General features: G+C 66.0%; 13 protein-coding genes and 1 tRNA gene. 9 read left to right on the top strand and 5 right to left on the bottom strand.

Annotated features, from left to right (window positions below; translation table 11 throughout):
• Window positions 1–759 (bottom strand): SDR family NAD(P)-dependent oxidoreductase, encoded by a 759-nt coding sequence (locus ACVDHI_RS06420; protein ID WP_010674615.1) that lies wholly within the window; start codon window positions 757–759, stop codon window positions 1–3.
• A gap of 130 nt (window positions 760–889) precedes the next feature.
• Between ACVDHI_RS06420 and ACVDHI_RS06425 the strand changes: the two genes are divergently transcribed.
• The gene (locus tag ACVDHI_RS06425) at window positions 890–1825 is read left to right on the top strand and encodes a LysR family transcriptional regulator (protein ID WP_048207600.1); all 936 of its coding nucleotides are present in this window, start codon (window positions 890–892) and stop codon (window positions 1823–1825) included.
• On the opposite strand, the gene ACVDHI_RS06430 is transcribed toward ACVDHI_RS06425, so the two are convergent.
• Entirely contained in the window at window positions 1805–2815 is a 1011-nt protein-coding gene (locus ACVDHI_RS06430; protein ID WP_045524801.1) for a helix-turn-helix transcriptional regulator, read from the bottom strand. The two genes, ACVDHI_RS06425 and ACVDHI_RS06430, sit on opposite strands and share 21 nt — an antisense overlap.
• A gap of 231 nt (window positions 2816–3046) precedes the next feature.
• On the opposite strand from ACVDHI_RS06430, the gene ACVDHI_RS06435 reads away from it, so the two are divergent.
• From ACVDHI_RS06435 to ACVDHI_RS06445, 3 genes are all read left to right on the top strand, one after another.
• The gene (locus ACVDHI_RS06435) at window positions 3047–5083 is read left to right on the top strand and encodes a glycoside hydrolase family 3 protein (RefSeq protein WP_277857018.1); all 2037 of its coding nucleotides are present in this window, start codon (window positions 3047–3049) and stop codon (window positions 5081–5083) included.
• A 169-nt stretch (window positions 5084–5252) separates the two neighbouring features.
• Window positions 5253–6110 (top strand): deoxyribonuclease IV, encoded by an 858-nt coding sequence (nfo, locus tag ACVDHI_RS06440; RefSeq protein WP_447211865.1) that lies wholly within the window; start codon window positions 5253–5255, stop codon window positions 6108–6110.
• Between the two features lie 35 nt (window positions 6111–6145).
• The gene (locus tag ACVDHI_RS06445) at window positions 6146–7123 is read left to right on the top strand and encodes a Gfo/Idh/MocA family protein (RefSeq protein WP_447211866.1); all 978 of its coding nucleotides are present in this window, start codon (window positions 6146–6148) and stop codon (window positions 7121–7123) included.
• Window positions 7124–7209: 86 nt separating this feature from the next.
• Here the strand turns inward: ACVDHI_RS06445 and ACVDHI_RS06450 are convergent, their stop codons facing one another.
• The gene (locus ACVDHI_RS06450) at window positions 7210–8094 is read right to left on the bottom strand and encodes a LysR substrate-binding domain-containing protein (protein WP_039039086.1); all 885 of its coding nucleotides are present in this window, start codon (window positions 8092–8094) and stop codon (window positions 7210–7212) included.
• A 103-nt stretch (window positions 8095–8197) separates the two neighbouring features.
• Between ACVDHI_RS06450 and ACVDHI_RS06455 the strand changes: the two genes are divergently transcribed.
• From ACVDHI_RS06455 to ACVDHI_RS06470, 4 genes are all read left to right on the top strand, one after another.
• The gene (locus ACVDHI_RS06455) at window positions 8198–9178 is read left to right on the top strand and encodes a TDT family transporter (RefSeq protein ID WP_039039171.1); all 981 of its coding nucleotides are present in this window, start codon (window positions 8198–8200) and stop codon (window positions 9176–9178) included.
• 220 nt (window positions 9179–9398) lie between these two features.
• Complete coding sequence (locus ACVDHI_RS06460; protein WP_010674623.1) at window positions 9399–10388, top strand: lipid A biosynthesis (KDO)2-(lauroyl)-lipid IVA acyltransferase; 990 nt, start codon at window positions 9399–9401, stop codon at window positions 10386–10388.
• Window positions 10389–10542: 154 nt separating this feature from the next.
• Window positions 10543–11538: an LpxL/LpxP family acyltransferase gene (locus tag ACVDHI_RS06465; protein WP_041215911.1), complete on the top strand. Its 996-nt coding sequence runs from the start codon at window positions 10543–10545 to the stop codon at window positions 11536–11538.
• Between the two features lie 94 nt (window positions 11539–11632).
• Entirely contained in the window at window positions 11633–12493 is an 861-nt protein-coding gene (locus ACVDHI_RS06470) for a PA4780 family RIO1-like protein kinase (RefSeq protein WP_167825549.1), read from the top strand.
• A 60-nt stretch (window positions 12494–12553) separates the two neighbouring features.
• Here the strand turns inward: ACVDHI_RS06470 and ACVDHI_RS06475 are convergent, their stop codons facing one another.
• Window positions 12554–13432, bottom strand: a complete 879-nt coding sequence (locus tag ACVDHI_RS06475; RefSeq protein WP_447211867.1) for a pirin family protein — start codon at window positions 13430–13432, stop codon at window positions 12554–12556.
• Window positions 13433–13675: 243 nt separating this feature from the next.
• Between ACVDHI_RS06475 and ACVDHI_RS06480 the strand changes: the two genes are divergently transcribed.
• Window positions 13676–16078 carry a DNA polymerase II gene (locus tag ACVDHI_RS06480; RefSeq protein ID WP_124244738.1) on the top strand — a complete coding sequence of 801 codons (2403 nt, stop codon included), beginning with the start codon at window positions 13676–13678 and terminating at the stop codon, window positions 16076–16078.
• Between the two features lie 140 nt (window positions 16079–16218).
• Here ACVDHI_RS06480 and ACVDHI_RS06485 read toward each other — a convergent pair.
• Window positions 16219–16295 (bottom strand) — tRNA-Val (locus ACVDHI_RS06485).

Raw genomic sequence — 16295 nt, forward strand, 5'->3', positions numbered from 1 at the left:
CTAGATAAACATGCCGCCCGAGGCTTCGATGCGCTGGGCGGTGATCCAGCGGCAGTCATCGGAGAGCAGGGCGGCGATGGCGCCACCGATGTCGTCGGGCTGACCCACCCGGCCAAGGGCGGTCTGGCTCGCGAGAAAGTCGTTGACTCCCTTGTTGTCGCGCACCACGCCGCCGCCAAAATCGGTCTCGATGGCGCCGGGGGCCAGCACGTTGACCGCGATACCCCTGGGGCCCAGCTCCTTGGCCAGATACTGGGTGAGCACCTCGACGCCCCCCTTCATGGCGGCATAGGCGGCATAACCCGGCATGGCGAAGCGGGTGAGACCGGTGGAGAGGTTGAGAATGCGACCGCCGTCTGCCAGGAGGGGCAGGAGCGCCTGGGTCAGGAAGAAGGTCCCCTTGAGGTGGATGTTGAGCAGGGTGTCGAACTGCTGCTCCGTGGTCTGCTCGAAGCTGGCATGAATGCCGATCCCGGCGTTGTTGACCAGGAAGTTGAAATGGGTGCGCTGCCACTCCCGGGCGAGCAGTTGCGTCACCTCCTCTGCAAAGGCCGCGAAGGTGGCGCTCTCTCCCACGTCCAGAGCCAGGGCATGGGCCCGAACGCCGAGGGCGCGGGCCTGGGTCACCACCGCCTCCGCCTCTGCGGCCTGGCTGCGGTAGGTGATGATGAGGTCGACGCCTTTGGCGGCGAGGGCCAGGGCCCCGTGCTTGCCAAGGCCGCGGCTGGCCCCGGTGATGAGGGCGATGGGTCTGGTCATGGTATGACTCCTGTCAGGGTGGCGGACACAGGCTCGATACGAGCCGACCGGATCACTGTATTGTTCCTTTTAAAGTGGATAAATAGCGTGATAATAGAATCACTGTTCCGTTTATCGAGACAATCAGGCCATGGATCAACTGGATGCGATGAGAGCCTTCGTGCGGGTTGCCGAGCTGGAGAGTTTTACCCGCTGCGCCGAGCAGACGGGCATCCCCAAGGCGACCCTCTCTGCCGCCATCCGCCGGCTGGAGGAGCGCATGGGGACCCGGCTCCTGCTGCGTACCACGCGGCGGGTGCAGCTCACCACGGACGGCCAGCTCTGCTATGCCAGATGCCGGGAGCTTTTGGCGGACATGGAGGAGTTTGACGGCCTGTTTCGCCAGGGGGGGCAGATCTCGGGACAACTGCGGGTCGACATGCCAAGCCGGATGGCCCGCCACCTGGTGATCCCGGCCCTGCCGGACTTTCTGGCGCAGCATCCCGCCCTGCAACTGATGCTGAGCAGCACGGACAGGCGGGTGGATCTGGTGCGCGAGGGGTTTGACTGCGTGGTGCGGGTCGGGGCGCTGGAGCCCTCCAGCCTGGTGGCCAGGCCCCTTGGTCACTATCGCCAGATCAACTGTGCCAGCGCAGGCTACCTGGCTCGCCACGGGGTGCCCCGCACCCTTGGGGATCTGGCGGGCCACCGGCTGGTGCACTATGGTCCCGGGTTTGGTGCCGGGCAGGGGCGCAGCGAGCCCGGCTTTGAATACCTGGCGGAAGATGGCCGCCGCGCCCTGCTGCCCATGGCGGGGGCCCTCATGGTCAATGACAGCGAGACCTACCTGGCGGCGGCGCTGGCGGGGCTTGGCATCATCCAGATGCCGCGGGTGGGGGTCGAATCCCTGCTCGCGGGGGGCGAGCTGGTGAGCATCCTGCCCCAGTGGCAGCCGCCGCCGCTCCCCATCCACGCCCTCTATGCCCATCGCCGCCAACTGGCCCCCAGGGTCCAGCTCTTCATCCACTGGCTGGCGGGGTTGCTCGCCGCCCATCTCGGGGGCGCCTCAGAGGCGGCTGCGCCTTGAGCGAAATTCCCTCGGCGAGAGGGCAAACGCCTCACGAAAGAAGCGGGTAAAGCTGCTCTGGCGGGCAAAACCCAGGCGCTCCCCCACTGTCTGCAGGGGGAGGGCGGGATCCTGCAACAGGCGACAGGCCTCCTCCCGGCGCACCCGCTCCAGCAGGCCCGAGAAGTGGCACCCTTCCTCCCGCAGATGGCGGTTGAGGGTCCAGCGGGTCAGTTTGAGGTGCTCGCACACCCCATCGAGCAGAGAGGAGGCCTCGGCGCTCTCTTGCCACAGCTGCTGGCGGATGAGTGCCATCACCCTGTCCCGGTAGCGGCTGCTTGGGCGAAGCTGGGCCATCTGCCGGTCGAGCTCCCCGAGCAGCAGGGGTTGCAGGGGCAGGTTGCACTGCCCGTGGGCGAGATCGAGCAAGGCGGCGGGAAAGCGCAGCTCGAAGGCCGCCCCCTGTTGCAACCGCCCTTCCAGCCAGCCTGCCAGCTCACGCCACAGCCTGGGGCGTACCGGGGTGGGCAGTACCAGCAGCCCCTGGCCCGGGTGGTAGAACTGGAGCAGGGCATAGAGGTGGCAGAGGTTGGCCAGGCTGCTCAGGGCGATGACGTCCGGGTGATCGGACTCCGAGTGGTAGCTGATCCTGGCCTGCCCCTCTTCTTCTTGCAGGCGGATCTCGTCGCTCTCGCCGATAAGGGGGCGGTAGGCGAGGAAGAAGTGCAGGGCCTGGCGAAGGGTGGCGGCGTTGCAGCACAGGCTCGCCAGCGACATGAAGTCGGCAAAGAGGCCGGGGAGCGCGGGGGGCGTCCAGTCGAGGGCCAGATCCACGTGGGGGGCTGCCCCGGCCAGCAGCCGGAAGTGGCGCCCAGTGTCGAGCCGCCCCTGGGGGATCAGCAGCTCTTCGTGAGCGATGCCGCAGGGGTGCAGGAGGGCAGCAGGATCCCGCCCGCGGGCCTGCCAGTGGTTGAGGCAGTGCAGGGCAATCCGGTTGGAGACGGTCTTCACGGCAAAAATCCTTGTCAGCGGTGGCCCACCATCATCGGCCAACGGCGGCGGATTGCCGTGAGCCAGCGCCGCTTTCATGTTTCAGATTTGTAACCAAGGGTAACCCTGCAACCCTTTTCACACTTTTCAATCCTGCTCCCAACCGGCAACTTCCTGCACCCGACGGGCAAGTGAGAGGGGCCGCTTTTGCATAGAGTGGCGACTCCTACACACACAAGGAAGATAACAACAATGAAACACCACTCGCTCTCCCGAACCCGTGTCGCCCTCGCCATCGGGGCCCTGCTGCTGGCAGGGTGCAACGACAACGACTCCACCCCCAAGCCCGAGCAGCCGGTTCTGGGCCACCGCACCGTCACCCTCATCGAGCAGGACGGCCTGCAATTCAAGGATCTCGATGGCAGCGGCACCCTGACCCCCTACGAGGACTGGCGCCTCGGCGCCGCCGAGCGAGCCCGGGATCTGGTGGGCAGGCTCACCCTGGCCCAGAAGGCAGGGCTGATGATGCACGGCACCCTGGTGCTGGACGGGGCAGGGCGGGTGAACCTCGCGGCCATGGACAAGATGCTGCGCGAGGACGGGGTCAACACCTTCATCACCCGCATGGCCGGTGATCCGGCGGCCATCGCTGCGGACAACAACACCCTGCAGGCCCTGCTGGAAGGAGTGGGATTCGGCATCCCCATGACGGTGAGCACGGATCCCCGCAACCACTTCACCCATGATCCCAACGCCACCAGCATCGGTGCCGGGGCCTTCTCCCAGTGGCCCGAGACCCTGGGGCTGGCCGCCATCGGCGATGCTGCCCTGGTGCAGCGCTTTGGCGACATCGCCCGTCAGGAGTACCGGGCCGTCGGCATCCACGAGGCCCTCTCGCCCCAGGCGGATCTCGCGACCGAGCCGCGCTGGGGCCGCATCAACGGCACCTTCGGGGAAGACAACCTGCTCGCCAAGTCCCTGGTCAAGGCCTACATCGAGGGCTTCCAGCAGGGGAGCGAGGGGATAGGCAAGGAGAGCGTGGTCACCGTGGTCAAGCACTTCGCCGGGGCCGGTCCCCAGAAGGACGGGCTGGATGCCCACAACCCCTGGGGCAAGGAGCAGATCTACCCCGGCGGCCAGTTTGCCTACCACCTGGTGCCCTTCGAGGGTGCCTTCGAGGCCAGGGTGGCCGCCGTGATGCCCTATTACGCCATGCCCCTGGGCCTGACCCAGGATGGGCAGCCCGTCGAGGAGGTGGGGTTTGGTTTCAACCGCCAGATCATCACGGATCTGTTGCGGGGCCACTTCAAGTTTGACGGCGTGGTGCTGAGCGACTGGGGCATCGTCAATGACTGTGACAGCCGCTGCGAGCAGGGGCTGACCCAGGATGAAGTCAATGCCGGGGTGAGCCCCTGGACCGTGCCCTTTGGCATGTCCTGGGGCGTGGAGAAGCTCACCAAGGCCGAGCGTTATGCCAAGGCCATCGACGCCGGGGTGGATCAGTTCGGTGGCGTGGAAGATCCGGCACCCCTGCTGGCGGCGGTGCAGAGCGGTCTGGTGACCGAGGCGGCCATCACCACTTCGGCCGAGCGGATCCTGGCCCAGAAGTTTGCCCTCGGGCTCTTCGAGAATCCCTATGTGGATGCCGAGGCCGCGGTGGCTCTGGTGGGCAAGACCGAGTTCCAGCAGGAGGCCCAGGCCGCCCAGGCGGCGTCTCACGTGCTGCTGAAGAACGAGGGGGCCCTGCTGCCGCTGAAGGCGGACGGCAAGCGGGTCTATCTGCACAATGTCAACGCCGAGGTGGCCAGGGCCAACGGCTATACGGTGGTGACGAACCTGGCCGACGCGGAGCTTGCCATCGTGCGGGTCAACGCACCGGGTGAGCAGGATCCCCGCTTCCCGTTTGGCAGCATCCACTTCGGTCAGCTCGGCTTTGCCAGCAATGATCAGGTGGTGCAGGAGACGGCCCACGAAGGGGTCTACCGCGGCGCGGATGACTATGCCGCCATCCAGGCCATCGAGCAGGCCGGGGTGCCCCTGGTGCTCTCCGTCTATCTGGACAGGCCCGCCATCCTGACCGAGGTGGCCCCGGCGGCCCGGGTGCTGCTGGCCAACTTCGGCGCCCTGGATCAGGCCCTGTTCGATGTCATGAGCGGCACCCAGAAGGCACGCGGCAAGCTTCCCTTCGAGCTGCCCTCGAGCTGGCAGGCGGTGCTGGCCCAGTCCCCGGACGTGGCCAAGGACTCACAAAGCCCGCTCTATCCCTACGGGGCCGGTCTGGCCTATTGACGGACAGGGATGTTCTGTCTCTCATCAAGGCGCCTTCGGGCGCCTTTTCCATTGCCCTCATCGACAATCCCGGTTTGGCGCAAGGGGTTGGCTTGGGCATAATGGCGCCCCGGCAACGGGTGCGGTGGCCAGCGCGGCAGGCACCCGGTCACAGTGCACAGGAGATGAGATGAAATTTATCGGAGCCCACGTCAGTGCGGCGGGCGGGGTGGAAAACACCATCGCCCGGGCCAAAGCCATCGGGGCCAACGCCTTCGCCCTGTTTACCAAGAACCAGCGCCAGTGGCAGGCGGCGCCCCTCTCCGAGGCCAGTATTCGCGCCTTCAAGGCCGCCTGCGAGAAGGAGGGCTTTCGTCCCGAGCAGATCCTGCCCCACGACAGCTACCTCATCAACCTGGGTCATCCCGACCCCGACGCCCTCGCCAAGTCCCGGGATGCGTTTCTGGACGAGATGAAGCGCTGCGAGCAACTGGGGTTGTGCTACCTGAACTTCCACCCGGGCAGCCATCTCAAGCAGATCCCCGAGGCGGTGAGCCTCAAGCTCGTGAGCGAGTCCATCAACTGGGCGCTGGAGCGCAGCGAAGGGGTGACGGCGGTGATCGAGAATACCGCCGGCCAGGGCACCAACCTCGGCTGGTCGTTCGAGCATCTGGCCACCCTCATCGACGGAGTAGAGGGCAAGAGTCGGGTCGGCGTCTGCTTTGACACCTGCCACGCCTTCGCCGCCGGTTACGATCTGCGTACCCCCGAGGGGTGCGAGGCGGTGTTTGCCGACTTCGACCGCATCGTGGGGTTCCAGTACCTCAAGGGGATGCATATCAACGGCGCCAAGTGTACCTTCGGTAGTCGGGTCGACCGTCACCACAGCCTGCGGGAGGGCAACCTCGGCGAGGCGGTGTTCCACCACATCATGAACGACGACCGTTTCGACGGCATCCCGCTTATCCTCGAGACCATCGACGAGTCCATCTGGGGCGAGGAGATAAGCTGGCTGCGCAGCCTGGCCGGGAGCCCGCGCCCGGCGTGATGCCGGGGTCCACCATTGGGGAGCAAGGAGAGACGATGCACGACGAGACAAGGGCGCCCCTGCGCTTTGGCATTGCCGGGGCGGGGGCCATCGCCCGGCGTTTTTGCCGCGATGTGAACGGGCACGCCAGGGGAGCCGAGGTGGTGGCCATCGCCGCCCGGGACCAGGGACGGGCGGACGAGTTCGCCCGGGATCTGGGGCTGCCCCACGCCTATGGCAGCTATGAGGCCCTGGCCGCCAGCCCCGAGGTGGAGGCCGTCTATGTGGCGGTCATCCACCCGGAGCACGCGGGCCTGGTGAGGCAGATGCTGCTGGCGGGCAAGCACGTACTGGTGGAGAAACCGGCGGTGACCCGGGTGGCGGATTGGGACGCCCTGGTGGCGCTCGCCCACGCACGGGGCCTGCTGCTGCTCGAGGCCATGAAGGTGATGTGCTTTCCCGCCATGCGCGCCCTGTTGCAGCGCCTGCCCCTGCTGCCGCCGCCGCGCGAGCTGCGGGCGGCGTTCGGTTCGGCCCAGCCCAGGGTGGGCAAGCTGTTCGATCCGGCGCTGGATGGCGGCGCTGCCTGGGACGTGGGGGTCTATCCCCTCTGGCTCCATGCCGCCCTCTGCCATCGGCTGGGGCTGGGCTGCCCCGCCCCCGAGGTGACGCTGACGCGGGCTCCGGGGGAGGTGGATCTCGCCGCCAGCTTCACGTTCGATGAGCCGTTTCGGGCCGAGCTCGAGGCCTCCATCATCGAGGATCTCGAGCGGGAAGCGTCCTTGTCCGGGGAGGGGTGGCGCCTGGTCATCGAGGGCAAGTGGTGGAATCCCCAGCACATTCGCTGGCAAGGGGGGCCTGCTCCCGTCATCTGGCCGGCGGACATCTACCTGCCGGTGGAGGGGGGCGGCATGCAGCACGAGGCGGATCACTTCGCCGATTGCCTGCGCCACCGGCTGCTGGACTCCCCCCGGGTGCCCCAGGCCGTGACCCGGCAGGTGCTTGGCTGGATTGAAGGGGGACTCGCCGGCTGAGGCCGGGGGAAGGGCGGAGGGCCGAAGGGCTCATCGGCTGAACGACAAGGGCGCCAACGGCGCCCTTGTCGTATCCGAAGGGCTTCTCACGCCAGGGTCTGGGCGCGGCAGAAGGCCAGGAAGCGGCGCAGGGCGGCGGAGTGGAACTTCTGCTTGTGCCAGACGAGGGAGAGCTGGCGTGGGAAGCGGCGACTCGGGGTGAGGGCCACCAGGCGCCCCTGTGCCAGTCGGTCCGCCACCGCGAGGCGGGAGATGAAGGAGATGCCGAGCCCCTTCTCCACCGCCAGCATCACCGCCTCCAGGGTATTGAGCTCTATCCCCGCCTGCCAGCGGGGCAGGTGAGGCTGGAGCTGCTGCTCGAACTGCTCGCGGCTGCCGGATTGCGCCTCGCGCAGCACCCAGGTTTCCCCGGCGAGCCGGCGCAGGGGCAGCTCGAGCTGATCCGCCAGGGGGTGACCGGGGGCGGCGATGATGAGCATCTCGTCCTCCAGCCAGGGTTCGCTCACCAGGTCCGGGTGGTGGTTCTCCCCCTCGATGAGGGCGAGATCCAGCTCGAAGTGGGCGAGGGCATGGCACAGGAGGTGGGTGTTGGCGATGGTGACCCTGGGGGCGGCCCCCAGCTCCTGGGCCCCCTCCGCCAGCAGGGCGGGCAGCAGGTAGTTGCCGATGGTCTGGCTGGCCCCGAGGTGCAGCTGGCCGCTCGGCTCGGCATCGGGGCTGAAGAGCTGCTCTATCTCCTGCATCCGGGTCAGCAGCTCCTCGGCGGCCGGTTGCAGCAGGCGCCCCTCGCTGTTGAGCTGAAGCCTCGGGTGCACCCGGTCGAACAGGGGCGTGGCGAGCTGGCGCTCCAGCTCCTGCAGCGACTGGGAGACGGCCCCCTTGCTCAGGCAGAGTTCATTGGCGGCGCCCCCCAGGTTGCCGTGGCGGGCGATGGTGGCAAACACCTTGAGTTGTTGCAGGGTGAGCTTCATATCGTTTGATTTTCCTAAACGCTAAGTTCAATTCATTTAGATATCGTAAACGATAGACCCCCTTTATCCTATGCCCATCGTCATCATCAAGAGGGTATTCGCCATGATCGCAAGAACCCGCCGCTCCCTGGCCGCCGCCCCGACCCCCATGGCCGGTCTGGCTCTGGGGATCGCCAGCCTCGGCTGGTGCTGGGAAAATGCCGGTCAGTTCGATGGCCGTCTGCAACTGCTGGGGGCCGCCATCGCCGCCGTGCTGCTCCTCGTCCTGACCTTCAAGTTTCTGATCCACCCGCGCCTGCTGTGGCAGGATCTCGCCCATCCCGTGGTGGGCAGCGTGGTGCCCACCTACGCCATGGGGACCATGGTGGTCTCCAAGGCGGTCGGCCTGCTCGCCCCGACCCTGGGGCAGGGGCTCTGGCTGTTTGCGGTCATCATCCACCTCGTCTTCCTCGCCACTTTCGTCTGGCACAGGGCCAGAGCGTTCGAAATCCATCACATGGTGCCGAGCTGGTTCGTGCCGCCGGTGGGGATCATCGTGGCTGACGTGGCCTACCCGGGCGGTCCCTTCGCATCCCTGGCCACCGGCCTGCTCTGGTTCGGCATGGCCTGCTACGGCCTGATGCTGCCGCTGATGCTCTATCGCCTCATCTTCAGCCACGAGGTGCCGGATGCCGCCAAGCCCACCATCGCCATCCTGGCCGCCCCGGCGAGCCTGTCGCTGGCCGGCTACCTCACCGTGAGCCAGGATCCCTCCCTGCTGCTGGTGGCGGTGCTGCTCGGGATCGCCGTGCTGATGACCGGCATCATCTACCTGGCCTTCATCAAGCTGCTGCGCCTGCCGTTCTCGCCGGGTTACGCCGCTTTCACCTTCCCCCTGGTGATCGGGGCCACCGCCCTGTTCAAGGTGAGTCACCTGCTGTCGCAGTGGCCACAGGCGGCCCGCTATGCCGAGCAGCTCCATCAGCTGGCCTATCTGGAGCTGGGGGTGGCCACCCTGGTGGTGGGTTACGTGGCCCTGCGTTACCTGATGTTCTTCCTGCCGGCGGTGCAGGATGACCTGCCGGGGCAGCCCGCACGCCGCTAGGCACAAGGTTTTCATCCCCCCTCGTCATCGACCCCGCCCGTGCGGGGTCTGCCGTTCGTGATGCAGTGACACAGAGGGGAATCAAATGAAGCAGATTAATTTTGTCAATCCGTGAAGTGGCTTAAATAGTTGCCCATACAGGCGACATTCAGTTGGCGTTAACTGGTAATACCTGTCACGATGCGCGCCACTTTATCTTCCCATTGTTTTGTCGTGCCCCATGTCCTCATCTGATCCCGTGTTTGACGCCCGATTCCAGCCTCGTCTGCTGCACCCCCGTTACTGGTTGAGCTGGCTCGCCCTCGGCGCCATCGGTGTGCTCGCCTTCGTTCCCCCGCGCTGGCGGGATCGCCTGGCCGATGCTCTGACGCCCCTGGTATGCGCCATTTCGAAGAAGCAGATCTACATCGCCAGGACCAACCTCGCCATCTGCTTCAAGGAGAAGAGCGAGGCCGAGCGGGAGGCCATCCTGATGACTTCCATCCGGGTCGGCCTCAAGAGCCTGCTGGGCTTTGGCGAGTTCACCTGGCGCAGCCCCGCCCACGTGATGGGGCGGATCCAGGTCAGCGGCTGGGAACATATCGAGGCGGAGCAGGCCGCTGGCCGACCGGTGATCCTGGTGGTGCCCCACAGCTGGCCCATCGATGCGGCGGGCTACTACTTCGCCCAGCGGGGCCTGCCCATGTGCACCATGATGAAGAGCGCCCGCAACCCGGTGTTCGACTGGCACATCAACGGCGCGCGGGCCCGGCACGGCTGCCGCGTCTATGAGCGCAGCGCCGGCATCAAGCCGGTGATCAAGGCGGTGAAATCCGGTCTGAGCTTCTTCTATCTGCCGGATCAGGATCACGGCAGGGAGGCGAGCCTGTTCGCCCCCTTCTTCAATCACCCCAAGGCGACGTTGCCGGCCCTGCCACGGCTGGTGAAGCTGACCGGTGCCCGGGCCCTGCCGGTGCTGGCCTGCTATGACGAGCAGGCGCACGGCTACCGGTTGGAGGTCGAGGCTCCCTACGCCGACTACCCGAGCGGGGATCTGATGGCGGATACCTGCCGCATGAACGACAGCGTGGAGCGCCAGCTCTGCCGCCACCCCGGCCAGTACATGTGGTTCCTCAAGATCTTCGACACCCGTGAGGATCAGGTGGGGCCGGATGGCCTCTACGAAGAGGGGATCCGGCGCATCCGCCGGGGCCTTGCTCCTCACCCCTGAGCCTTGCGCTCACCCGGTGCAAAAATGTGGCCCCAAGCGGGCCACTTTTTATTTCTAACTTGTCTGATCAGTGACTTGGCGCGGGGGCGCTGTGCAGGGCAGGGTAGAAAAAGCTGTCAGGATCACTAAAATGACGGTCTGTTTTGATGATTCGATGGCGACCATGTCCGCACAAGATCCGGTGTTTGATACCTCTTTTCATCCGCGCCTGCTGCACCCCCGTCTGTGGGGCAGCTGGCTGGCCGTCGCCCTGCTCTCCCTGCTGGCCTGGGTGCCGGCAAGGGCACGGGACAAGCTGGCCGACTACCTGGCCCCCCTGCTGCTGCGCGTCTCCAGGAAGCAGGCCTACATCGCCGACACCAACCTCAAGATCTGCTTCCCCCATCTCGACGAGGCGGGCCGTCAGGCCCTGCTGCTGAAATCCATCCGGGTGGGGCTTAAGACCTTCCTGGGCTTTGGCGAGCTGACCTGGCGCAGCCCCGACTTCCTCAAGGGGCGCGTCAAGGTGAGCGGCTGGGAGCACGTGGAGGCGGAGCGGGCAGCCGGTCGCCCCATGATCTTCGTGGTGCCCCACACCTGGGCGGTGGACATGATTGGCCGCTACTTCCCCCTGCAGGGGATCAAGATGTGCACCATGATGAAAAGCCCCAAGGATGCGGTGTTCGACTGGTACATCAACCGCGAGCGCAGCAAGGGCGGGCGTATCTACGAGCGCAGCGTCGGCATCAAGCCCGCCATCAAGGCCCTGCGCAGCGGCGACAGCTTCTTCTACCTGCCGGATCAGGATCACGGCCGGGAGGCGAGCCTCTTCGTGCCCTTCTTCAACCACCCCAAGGCGACCCTGCCGGCCCTGCCCAAGCTGGTGAAGCTGACCGGTGCCCGCGCCGTGCCCATTCTGGCCTGCTACGACGAGGATCAGGGGTGCTACCGGCTGGAGATCGAGGCGCCGTTCGACCCTTATCCCACCGCGGATCTGGTGGCGGACGTCAACCAGATGAACCGCATGGTGGAGCAGCAGCTTGGCCGCTTCCCCGAGCAGTACATGTGGTTTCTCAAGATCTTCGAAACCCAGGAGCACGATCAGGGCGAGGACGGTCTCTACGAGGCGGGGATCCGCCGCATCCGCCAGGGGCTGCCACCGGAACCTTGATCGACACGGCCCCCTTGCGGGCCGTTTCTGACAGGGGTGGCAGGCCACCAGCAAACAGGTGCAAACAAGGTGCAAATAGGGTAAAAGGGCGGTCATGAAAATTCCAAATCGAATCCAACCTCTGGTTGATGACGGCCTGGTGGACGATGTCATCAGCCGGCTGATGAGCGGCAAAGAGGCCGACGTCTATGTGGTGCGCTGCGGCGACGAGATCCGCTGCGCCAAGGTCTACAAAGAGGCGTCAAAGCGCAGCTTCAAGCAGGCCGTGGTCTATCAGGAAGGGCGGCGAGTGCGCAGCAGCCGCGATGCCCGCGCCATGGAGAAGGGCTCCAAGTACGGTCGCAAGCAGCACGAAGAGGTGTGGCAGAACACCGAGGTGGATGCCCTGTTCAAGCTGGCGGCGGCCGGGGTGCGGGTGCCCAGGCCCTATGTCTGCCTCGATGGCGTGCTGCTGATGGAGCTCATCACCGACGCCGACGGCAACGTCGCTCCCCGTCTCAACGACGTGGCCCTGACCCGTGAGCAGGCTCTGGCGGATCATGGCAAGGTGATCCGCTACGTGGTGCGCATGCTCTGCGCCGGCCTCATTCACGGGGATCTCTCGGAGTTCAACGTGCTGGTGGACGAAGAGGGGCCCGTCATCATCGACCTGCCCCAGGTGGTGGATGCCGCCGCCAACAACCAGGCCAGGGCCATGCTGGAGCGGGATGTCGACAACATGCGCAACTACTACGGCATGTATGCCCCTGAGCTGCTCAAGACCCGGTATGCCCGGGAGATGTGGTCCTTGTTCGAGGATGGCAAGCTGGGCCCCGAGACCGAGCTCACCGGCCTGTTCGAAGAGAGCCGGGAGGCCATCGATCTGGATGGCGTGCTGCACGAGATAGAGAGTGCCCAGGAAGAGGCCATGGCCCGCCGGGCCAGGTTGCAGGCGGAGCAGGAAGAGGGGTCCTGACGGGCCTTCATTCCAATCAACAAGAGCGCCATGGGCGCTCTTTTGTTTTTGGACCCTGGCTCAGAGCCCGGTCAGGGGCGGCGCCTTGAGACGGGGCCCCTGGTAACCCGTCACCTCGCCAAAGCGCGGATGACCGCTCTCCCAGTCGGCGGCGGCGGTGCGAATGGCCTCCTTGTCGACGTTCACGAAGTTCCACCAGATCTGCAGCGGTCTGGGCAGGGGCTCGCCGCCGATGAGCAGCAGCCGGGCGCCCGGGCGCAGGGTCAGCGCCACCTCCCGGTTGCCGGGGGGCAGGTAGAGCAGCTGCTCCGGGGCCAGGACCTCCCCTGCGACGATGGTCTCCCCCGCGAGGGGAAAGAGGCCGTGCTCGAAGGCGGGATCCAGGGGGAGGGTGATCTCGCCTCCCTCGGGGGCGTGCAGATCCAGCCCCAGAATCGGGGAGAAGTGCAGAGTGGGGGCGCGCCGGCCGCCGTGCTCGCCGATGAGCAGAGTGAGGGTGATCTCCCCTTGCTGCCAGCAGGGAAGAGTCGGGTAGTGATCGAAGCGGGGCGGGGTATGCTGATCCGCCTCGGGCAGGGCTATCCAGAGCTGGGCGGCGTGCAGATCGGGCTGGTTCGGGACAGACTCCTCGGTGTGGGCGATGCCCCGTCCTGCGGTCATCAGGTTCACCTGGCCCGGACGGATCACCTGCTTGCTGCCCAGGCTGTCCCGGTGGAGGATCTCCCCCTCCAGCATCCATGTGAAGGTCTGCAGGGCGATGTGGGGGTGGGGCCCCACATCCATGCCGGGGGCGCCGGGGGCAAAGCGGGTCGGGCCGATATGATCGAGAAAACACCAGGGCCCGATGGTGCGCCGCTCCTTGACCGGGATGGCGCGAGCCACCGGGATGCCGCCCACATCGGTGAGGCGGGAGGCAATGCGTTGCCACTGTTGTGTCATGGGGTGCTCCTTGTCGAGGAAAGGGTTGGCGCACGCGCGAGCAGGCCGCAGCGTCTGCCGGGGGACGGACATGCCGTCTCGCCCGGTGCCGGTGGGTGATACCGAGGCTACTATGCCCCAATCCGGCGCCGGATGGCAAAGACGGGGCACAGCGCCTGCCCTGAGGGCCTAGCCCGGCAATTGCAGCCGGGTACTGTATGAACGTACAATAGTCCCATCCCACTCTTGAGCCCGACCACCTGCATGACCGACATCCAGCCCCTCCCTCCCGTGACCCCGCCGCTCGACGGCTTCATCCTGACCCGCCATGGTCGGGATGTGCAGGGGCGTACCGAGATCGTGATGTGGCTCTGGAGCGCACAGGGACCGGTACGGGTGGTGGTGCCGGGGCAGGAGCCGGTCTTCTTCCTGCCGGAACGCCACCTGGAGGAGGCGGCAGAGCTCTTCAAGGGGGCCGGGGTGAGGGGGCGTTTTCGCCGCCTGCCCATGCACACCTTCGAGGGGAGCCGGGTGGTGGGCTGCTACTTTGCCACCCTGAGCGCCTTTCACCGCGCCATCGAGCTGCTGCTCATCCGCGGATTGGAGCACTTCGAGGCAGATATCCGCCTGCCCGAGCGCTTTCTCATGGAGCGCTTCATCACCGCCGGGATGCGCTTTGACGGCAAGGCGAGGCGCAAGGGGGGCAGGCAGGGTTACTGGGAGGTAAACGAGGCGCGTTGTGCGCCGCAGGCGGTGACGCCGACCCTCTCCTGGGTCTCCCTGGACGTGGAGTGCGCCATGGATGGCACCCTCTTCTCGGTGGGGCTCCATAGTGAAGAGGACGCGCGGGTCATCATGATTGGTGCCCCGGAGCCGGACTCGCAGGACTGGGAGACCCCCGTCGAGTGGGTGGCGGACGAGCCTGCCCTGCTCGCTGCCCTGGAGGGCTGGTTCAGCCTGCACGATCCCGATCTCGTCATCGGCTGGAACGTGGTGAATTTCGACTTTCGCCTGCTGCTGCGCCGCGCCGAACTCCACAAGCGGCGGCTGCGGCTCGGGCGCGGGCGGGAGCTCTGCTTCTGGCGCTCGTCCCGAAACGACCCCCAGAGCGGCAACGTCATCATCCCGGGGCGCATGGTGCTGGACGGCATCGATACCCTCAAGAGCGCCACCTGGCAGTTCCCGAGCTACAGCCTGGATGCGGTGGCGAGCGAGCTGCTCGGGCGGGGCAAGGACATAGAGGACGTGGCCAACCGGGGGGAGAAGATCACCGAGCTGTTCCACTCCGACAAGGAGGCGCTGGCCCGCTACAACCTGGAAGATTGCAGGCTGGTGTGGGAGATCTTCGATTTCTGCCACCTCATCCCCTTCGCCATCGAGCGCGCCTCCCTCACCGGTCTTGAGCTCGACCGGGTTGGGGGGTCGGTGGCGGCGTTCACCAACCTCTATCTGCCACGGCTGCACCGCGGTGGCTATGTGGCGCCCAACCTGCCGGCTGATGGTGGGCTCGCCAGCCCCGGCGGCTATGTGATGGACTCCAAGCCGGGGCTCTATCGCCACGTGCTGGTGCTCGACTTCAAGAGCCTCTATCCCAGCATCATCCGCACCTTCTGCATCGACCCCATGGGGCTGGTGGAGGGGCTCAAACACCCGGATAACGCCATTCCAGGCTTTCGCGGCGCCCTGTTCTCCCGAACCCGTCACTTCCTGCCGGATCTCATCGCCACCCTCTGGGCGGCGCGGGATCGGGCCAAGGCCGCCAGTAACAAGGCCCTCTCCCAGGCCATCAAGATCATCATGAACTCCTTCTACGGGGTGCTGGGGTCGGGGGGCTGCCGCTTCTACGACCCGAGGCTCGCCTCCTCCATCACCTTGCGGGGCCACGGCATCATGCAGCAGACCCGGGAGTGGATAGAGGCAGAAGGGTTCGAGGTGATCTATGGGGATACCGACTCCACCTTCGTGCACCTGGGGAGCGATATCCGTCTCGAACAAGCGGACGAGATTGGCCAGCGACTGGCGAAGATGATCAACGACAACTGGGCCGCGCTGATCAGGCGGGAGTTCGACCTGCCGAGCCATCTGGAGATCCAGTACGAAACCCACTACCGCCGATTCCTGATGCCCACCATTCGCGGGCTGGAGAAGGGGAGCAAGAAACGCTATGCGGGACTGGTGGGCGAAGGGGAAGGGGAGCATCTGGTGTTCAAGGGGCTGGAGACGGTGCGCACCGACTGGACCCCCCTTGCCAAGGCATTCCAGACCCGGCTCTACGAAATGGTGTTCCACGACCAGGATCCCAGCAGCTATGTGCGCACCATGGTGGACGAGACCCGGGCGGGCCGTCACGACGATCTGCTCATCTACCGCAAGCGGCTGCGCCAGAAACTCGAGGAGTATCAGAAGAACGTGCCACCCCATGTGCGGGCGGCGCGCCTGGCGGATGAGGAGAATCTGCGCCGCGGCCTGCCCCAGCGCTATCAGCACAGGGGCACCATCGCCTACCTGATGACCCTGAACGGCCCCGAGCCTTTGGAGTACCGGCGCAGCGCCGTCGACTACGAGCACTACATTGACAAGCAGCTCAGGCCCATCGCCGACGCCATCCTTCCCTTCGTGGGGGAGTCGTTCGAGCGGATCTGCGGCCAGCAGCTCGATCTCTTCTGACAACGCGAGGTAAACGCGGCGGCCATGGCACGACAATGGCGGCCCGCGTGCCAGAGGGGACAGGAGGCAGATGACGGGGGAGAGCGGGTGTCAGATCCGAGCAATGCAAAAAGCCCGCTATCAAGCGGGCTTTTCAAATCTGGTGCGTCCTAGTGGATTCGAACCACCGACCCCCACCATGTCAAGGTGATGCTCTAACCAGCTGAGCTAAGGACGC

Source organism: Aeromonas sp. 25-248 (genome assembly GCF_053005425.1).

What these genes read in the sequence shown, in the direction of transcription:
- ACVDHI_RS06455 (WP_039039171.1), top strand. Translation starts at nt 8,198, where the DNA reads ATGATCGCAAGAACCCGCCGCTCCCTGGCCGCCGCCCCGACCCCCATG.
- ACVDHI_RS06445 (WP_447211866.1), top strand. Translation starts at nt 6,146, where the DNA reads ATGCACGACGAGACAAGGGCGCCCCTGCGCTTTGGCATTGCCGGGGCG.
- ACVDHI_RS06480 (WP_124244738.1), top strand. Translation starts at nt 13,676, where the DNA reads ATGACCGACATCCAGCCCCTCCCTCCCGTGACCCCGCCGCTCGACGGC.
- ACVDHI_RS06425 (WP_048207600.1), top strand. Translation starts at nt 890, where the DNA reads ATGGATCAACTGGATGCGATGAGAGCCTTCGTGCGGGTTGCCGAGCTG.
- ACVDHI_RS06420 (WP_010674615.1), bottom strand. Translation starts at nt 759, where the DNA reads ATGACCAGACCCATCGCCCTCATCACCGGGGCCAGCCGCGGCCTTGGC.
- nfo (WP_447211865.1), top strand. Translation starts at nt 5,253, where the DNA reads ATGAAATTTATCGGAGCCCACGTCAGTGCGGCGGGCGGGGTGGAAAAC.
- ACVDHI_RS06470 (WP_167825549.1), top strand. Translation starts at nt 11,633, where the DNA reads ATGAAAATTCCAAATCGAATCCAACCTCTGGTTGATGACGGCCTGGTG.
- ACVDHI_RS06450 (WP_039039086.1), bottom strand. Translation starts at nt 8,094, where the DNA reads ATGAAGCTCACCCTGCAACAACTCAAGGTGTTTGCCACCATCGCCCGC.
- ACVDHI_RS06475 (WP_447211867.1), bottom strand. Translation starts at nt 13,432, where the DNA reads ATGACACAACAGTGGCAACGCATTGCCTCCCGCCTCACCGATGTGGGC.
- ACVDHI_RS06435 (WP_277857018.1), top strand. Translation starts at nt 3,047, where the DNA reads ATGAAACACCACTCGCTCTCCCGAACCCGTGTCGCCCTCGCCATCGGG.
- ACVDHI_RS06460 (WP_010674623.1), top strand. Translation starts at nt 9,399, where the DNA reads ATGTCCTCATCTGATCCCGTGTTTGACGCCCGATTCCAGCCTCGTCTG.
- ACVDHI_RS06465 (WP_041215911.1), top strand. Translation starts at nt 10,543, where the DNA reads ATGGCGACCATGTCCGCACAAGATCCGGTGTTTGATACCTCTTTTCAT.